6 protein-coding genes, 1 pseudogene and 1 riboswitch are annotated in these 5,162 nt (G+C 68.9%); of the genes and pseudogenes, 2 read left to right on the plus strand and 5 right to left on the minus strand.

The features are described from left to right. On the minus strand, positions 1–245 hold a 245-nt coding region (locus ACLP25_RS23175; RefSeq protein ID WP_442471494.1), incomplete at its 3' end, for a cation:proton antiporter domain-containing protein. After that, entirely contained in the window at positions 167–559 is a 393-nt protein-coding gene (locus ACLP25_RS23180) for a cation:proton antiporter domain-containing protein (RefSeq protein ID WP_442471489.1), read from the minus strand. The genes ACLP25_RS23175 and ACLP25_RS23180, both read right to left, overlap by 79 nt. Before the next feature lie 64 nt (positions 560–623). Beyond that, a riboswitch (Fluoride riboswitch) is annotated at positions 624–700 on the minus strand. Between the two features lie 90 nt (positions 701–790). Here ACLP25_RS23180 and ACLP25_RS23185 point away from each other — a divergent pair. Next, positions 791–1,135: pseudogene (locus ACLP25_RS23185) on the plus strand (type II toxin-antitoxin system VapC family toxin); the annotation flags it as partial. Between the two features lie 73 nt (positions 1,136–1,208). Here the strand turns inward: ACLP25_RS23185 and ribD are convergent. The 3 genes from ribD to glyA are packed head-to-tail and all read right to left on the minus strand — an operon-like array spanning position 1,209 to position 4,172. Continuing rightward, positions 1,209–2,333 carry a bifunctional diaminohydroxyphosphoribosylaminopyrimidine deaminase/5-amino-6-(5-phosphoribosylamino)uracil reductase RibD gene (ribD, locus tag ACLP25_RS23190; RefSeq protein ID WP_442471490.1) on the minus strand — a complete coding sequence of 375 codons (1,125 nt, stop codon included), beginning with the start codon at positions 2,331–2,333 and terminating at the stop codon, positions 1,209–1,211. Next, entirely contained in the window at positions 2,330–2,839 is a 510-nt protein-coding gene (gene nrdR / locus ACLP25_RS23195) for a transcriptional regulator NrdR (RefSeq protein WP_442471491.1), read from the minus strand. The genes ribD and nrdR overlap by 4 nt, the downstream gene beginning before the upstream one ends. Positions 2,840–2,873: 34 nt before the next feature. Next, positions 2,874–4,172, minus strand: a complete 1,299-nt coding sequence (glyA, locus tag ACLP25_RS23200; RefSeq protein ID WP_442471492.1) for a serine hydroxymethyltransferase — start codon at positions 4,170–4,172, stop codon at positions 2,874–2,876. A 797-nt stretch (positions 4,173–4,969) separates the two neighbouring features. On the opposite strand from glyA, the gene ACLP25_RS23205 reads away from it, so the two are divergent. After that, a partial coding sequence (locus ACLP25_RS23205) for a hypothetical protein (protein WP_442471493.1) occupies positions 4,970–5,162 on the plus strand: 193 nt, incomplete at its 3' end.

A 5,162-nucleotide genomic window follows, 5' to 3' on the forward strand; every position in this document is an offset into this window, starting at 1 on the left:
ACGAGAAGGACGAGCACGATCGCCGTCGCGACGCCGAACAGAAGCATCCAGGCATCGAAGTGGGCGAACACGATCCCGAGCGCCAGCACGGTGCCGAGGTCGTTGATGAAGCAGGCGGCGAGAATGATCTTGCCGATCTCGCTTTTGTTGAAGCCGGTTTCGATCATCACGGCGTAGACGACGGCGACCGACGTCGTCGACAGGGATATACCGGCGATTTGCGACTGTGGCCACGGCCAGCCGATGACAAATGCGCGTAGGCCAGCACGCCGAGATAGGGCGCGAGGAAGCCGACGGCGCCGATCGACATGCTTGACCAGAAGTGCTTTCTGACAATCCGCGGATCGATTTCCGTCCCGGCGAGGAACGTCAGCAGGATCGCACCGAAGCCGGCGAGGAAGTTCACCCATTCGGTGATCTGAAGGCCGACGAGGTTGCCGGCGAAGGCGCCGACGACGATTTCGATCAGCGCGACCGAGATCGTGACGCGAATGGAGATCAGCGACGCGAGCAGCGCCAGGCCGATCCATAGAGCCGAATGAAGCCAGACGCTTGCCATGACCGAACCCCTGTTCTGGCGCGGGGATCGCTCGGCAAATGAAGAACGCCCACCGCAGCTGTTGCGCTCGGTAGGGGTCATCAGCCGCCTGGCTCTAAGGCGGTCGGGCAGTTGAAGGGGAACCCCATCCCCTTGGTAAGGTCAGGCTACGTCAGGAGTCTGCGTTTCGTCAACGCGCTGATCATCGCGGCGACCGTCGACGCCCGGGCCAGGAGACGCGCGCTGCTCGTTGTGGATACGGCGCCGATCATCTACGTCCTCGAAGAAAATCCCCAGTTTGCTCCGAGGTTCGAGCCGGTTTTCAAAGCCCACCAAGCGGGAACGCTTCCGTTCGCTGTTACAACGGTGACGATCGCCCAGGCGCTGACCGGCCCGATGACGCGTGAAGATCGGGCGCTTGTCCGGGAATACCGACACCTCCTGGAATCATGGCGCGTGATCCCGCTAGACGCTGAGATCGCCGAGGAAGCCGCATTTTTGCGCGTAGAGTATGGGTTCAAGCTGCCTGACGCAGTTCAGGCGGCGAGCGCCCGAATGATCGACGCATACGCCCTGGTGACGAATGACCGGGGTTTCTCTCGGCTCGCCACGCTGCGCGTCATCTGTTCAGCGTTGACGGAGCCAAGAGGGCCAAGCGGCGTTCGAACCGCTACCCCCGCCGCTCCCAAACCCGCATCGTGTCCGGCCCGTAAGTCGCCGTCTCGACGAGCCGGTAGCGCGAGGAATCGGCGAGGGACGCGCGCGCGGCTTGGCTCAGCGCCGGCAGGCCCGGGCGACCGAGCGGCCTTTCGGCCGTGAAGATCACCACCTCGTCGGCGAGCCCCAGGTCGATGAGCCGCGCCGCCACGCGCGGGCCGCCTTCGCTGAACACGCGGGTGACGCCGCGCGCCGACAGCGCCCTTAATGCCGCGCCGAGATCGACGCGGCCGGCGGCGTCGAGGGCGACGCGCTCGACGGCGACGCCGCATAGGGCGAGCCGAGCCTCGGCGTCTCTCGACGCCCCCTCCCCCACAACGACCAGCGTCGGCACGTTGCGCGCTCCCGTCGCCAGCCGCGAGCGGAGCGGCAGACGCAGGTTCGTGTCGAGCACGACCGGCCACGGCTTGCGGTCGAGGCCGGGCACGCGCACGGTCAGCGCCGGATCGTCGGCGAGCGCCGTCTCGACGCCGACCATGATCGCCTCGTGGGTCGCGCGCATCATCTGCACGCGAGCGTTGGCGATCGGGCCGGTGATTTTCAGGCGCTGGTCGTGCGGCCCGCCGGAAGCAAAGCCGTCCGCCGTCTCGGCGAGCTTCAGCGTCACGCAAGGCCGGCCCTCGGTGACCCGGCGGATGTGGCCGAGATGGTCGCGCCGCGCCTGATCCGCCCCCGGCCCGACCGTCACCGCGATCCCGGCTGCGCGAAGCCGCGCGATTCCCTGCCCCGCCACCTCGGGATTGGGGTCCTCGATCGCCGCGACGACCCGGGCGACGCCGGCCTCGATCACGGCGTCGGCGCAGGGCGACGAGACGCCGGTGTGGGAACAGGGCTCGAGGGTGACATAGAGGGTCGCGCCGCGCGCCGCCTCGCGGGCGTCAGCCAACGCGATGGGCTCGGCGTGGGGACGCCCGCCCGGCGCGGTCACGCCCCGGCCGACAACCGCGCCGTCCTTGACGAGAATGGCGCCGACCGAGGGGTTCGGCGCGGCGAGGCTGAGCGAGCGTTCGCCCAGGTTCAGCGCGGCCTGCATCCAGCGTTCGTCGTCGTCCGCATGCGGAGCGGCCAGCGCGCTCATGTCGCCGAGGGCTCCTTCCGCTTGCGCACGGGCGCGGGTTCGGGCGCTGCTTCAGGCTCAGCCTGAAGTTCACCGACGATCGCATTGAAATCGCGCGCTTCCCGGAAGTTACGATAGACGGAGGCGAAGCGCACGTAGGCGACGTCGTCGAGCGCCTTCAGGCCTTCCATCACCAGTTCCCCGATCCGTTCCGTGGGGATGTCGCCATCGGTCTGGCTCTCGAGCTGGCGCACGACGCCGTTGACCATCCGCTCGACCCGCTCGGGCTCGACGGAGCGCTTGCGCAGCGCGACCTGGACGGAACGCATGAGCTTGTCGCGGTCGAACGGCACGCGCCGGCCGCTCTTCTTGACCACCATGAGTTCGCGCAGCTGAACGCGCTCGAACGTCGTGAACCGGCCGCCGCAGTCCGGGCAGACCCGGCGGCGGCGAATGGAGGACGAGTCCTCGGTCGGGCGGGAGTCCTTCACCTGCGTGTCGAGACCGCCGCAATACGGGCACCGCATGGCGAGCCGCCCCTGGTTTCGCCGAGGCCGGCCGTCAGTAGATCGGGAACCGGCGGGTCAGCTCGGCGACGTCGCCGCGCACTTTCGCTTCGATCGCGGCGTTGTCCGTCTCGCCGTGCGCCGCGAGCCCGTCGAGCGTCTCGACGATCAGCTGGCCGACCTTGGCGAATTCGGGGACGCCAAAACCGCGTGAGGTCGCGGCGGGCGTGCCGAGGCGGACGCCCGAGGTCACCATCGGCTTCTGCGGGTCGAAGGGGATGCCGTTCTTGTTGCAGGTGATGTGGGCGCGCCCAAGCGCCGCCTCCGCCGCCTTGCCGGTAAGGCCCTTCGGCGTCAGGTCGACCAGCATCAGGTGGTTGTCGGTGCCGCCGGTCACCAGCTTGTAGCCGCCGGCGAGAATCTCGTGGGCGAGCGCCTGGGCGTTGTCGACGACGGCGCGGGCGTAGTTGCGGAACTCCGGCGTCAGCGCCTCATGGAACGCGACCGCCTTGGCGGCGATGACATGCATCAGCGGTCCGCCCTGCAGGCCCGGGAAGATCGCCGAGTTGATCTTCTTGGCGAGCTCGTCGTCGTTGGTCAGGATCATGCCGCCGCGCGGGCCGCGCAGCGTCTTGTGTGTCGTGGTGGTGACGACATGGGCGTGCGGGAACGGCGACGGATGCGTCCCGCCCGCCACCAGCCCGGCGAAATGGGCGATGTCGACCATGAAAGTGGCGCCGACCTCGTCGCAGATGGCGCGGAAGCGCTCGAAGTCCCAGAGCCGGGCGTAGGCCGAACCGCCGGCGATGATGAGCTTCGGCTTCGCCTCGCGGGCGAGCCGCTCGACCTGATCCATGTCGACGCGATGGGTCTCGCGATCGACTCCGTAGGACACGCAATGGAACCAGCGGCCGGACAGGTTGACCGGCGAGCCATGGGTGAGGTGTCCGCCGGCGGCGAGATCGAGGCCCATGAACGTGTCGCCCGGCTTCATCAGGGCGAGGAACACGCCCTGATTCGCTTGGCTGCCGGAGTTCGGCTGCACGTTGGCGTAGCGGCAGTCGAACAACATACAGGCGCGCTCGATGGCGAGCTTTTCGGCGATGTCGACGAACTGGCAGCCGCCGTAATAGCGCTTGCCCGGATAGCCCTCCGCGTATTTGTTGGTCATCACCGAGCCCTGCGCCTCGAGAACGGCGCGGGAGACGATATTCTCCGAGGCGATCAGTTCGATCTCGTCGCGCTGGCGACCGAGTTCGAGCGCGACCGCGTTGGCGATCTCCGGGTCAGCCGCGGCGAGCGGAGCGGAGAAGAACGAGTTCGAGCGGATCGGCGCGTTGGCGGTGACGTTCATGGGGGGCCTTCCGGGCTTTCGGCGCAGAGTCGTGCACGCGGCTTAGCACGAAGGATATCGTGGGGAAAAGCGCGGACGGGAAATGCGGTAGGCTTCTGCCTCGCCAAGGAAACTGCCTCACCGCAGCCCTTGAGGCCGCGGAGCGAGGAATCCGGGGCTTCGCCCGCGCGTCCAGAAGCCGGCCGTCGCGGTGGCCGGCCGCCCCATCGCGAGCCCGGCGGCCCGGCCCATCGCGAGTACGCTGACGGCGAAGCGGCGCGATTCGACGAACGCTGACGGATGCCGCGATGGCGTCCGTCAGCGTCCCCGCACGATTGGCGTGACTGCGATCATGAACGCAACACCTGCGCTCACCAAGCTGTCGCCGTGCCGTTGGGACCGGCGCCGAAGGCAGCTGCCGCGTGGGCGCCATAACCGTGCGTCGAGGACACAGCGGCCGTCGAACCGGTGGACGCATGTCCGCCGAAGGAGGTGCCCATAGCGCCGGCGTTCGCCGGGCCCGGGCCCACTCCGGTCGCCGCCGCGGCCGCGCCTCCAGTACCAGAGGCGGATGCGTGGCCCGGAGCGGCGCTGGTGCTCGCCGTGCCGCCGCCGCCCGACGCTGAAGCGCCGCCCGGCCCGGTCGACGCTGACACCCCCCCGCAGGGCCGGTCGCCGTCGCGGTTCCCGCGTAAGCCGCCGCCGGAAGGACCAGCGCGGCCAAGATGACAAGAAGTTTCATGTCCAAGCCTCCATTGAAAGGGCCCGCCTGAGCGAAACTCCGACGGGCCAATTGAAAGGCCCGCCGAGCCGAAGACTTGGCGGGCCGTCTTCACCGAATGGAGGCTTACATGCCGCCGCCGCCGCCGCCGCCGGAGCCCGATCCGCCGCCGCCAACGCTGCCGGAAGCACTGCCGGTGCCCGAGCCAGCCGCCGAGCCGTTGCCGGTCGTGCTAGCGGATCCGCCAGCCGCCGAGGCCGCGCCGACGGCACCGCCGCCGCCGCCAGCCC

This window comes from Roseiarcus sp. (assembly GCF_052145395.1).
Classification (GTDB): Bacteria; Pseudomonadota; Alphaproteobacteria; order Rhizobiales; family Beijerinckiaceae; genus Roseiarcus.

Excerpts from the sequence above, each read along its gene's own strand:
- ACLP25_RS23180 (WP_442471489.1), bottom strand. The coding sequence starts at position 559 with ATGGCAAGCGTCTGGCTTCATTCGGCTCTATGGATCGGCCTGGCGCTG.
- nrdR (WP_442471491.1), bottom strand. The coding sequence starts at position 2,839 with ATGCGGTGCCCGTATTGCGGCGGTCTCGACACGCAGGTGAAGGACTCC.
- glyA (WP_442471492.1), bottom strand. The coding sequence starts at position 4,172 with ATGAACGTCACCGCCAACGCGCCGATCCGCTCGAACTCGTTCTTCTCC.
- ribD (WP_442471490.1), bottom strand. The coding sequence starts at position 2,333 with ATGAGCGCGCTGGCCGCTCCGCATGCGGACGACGACGAACGCTGGATG.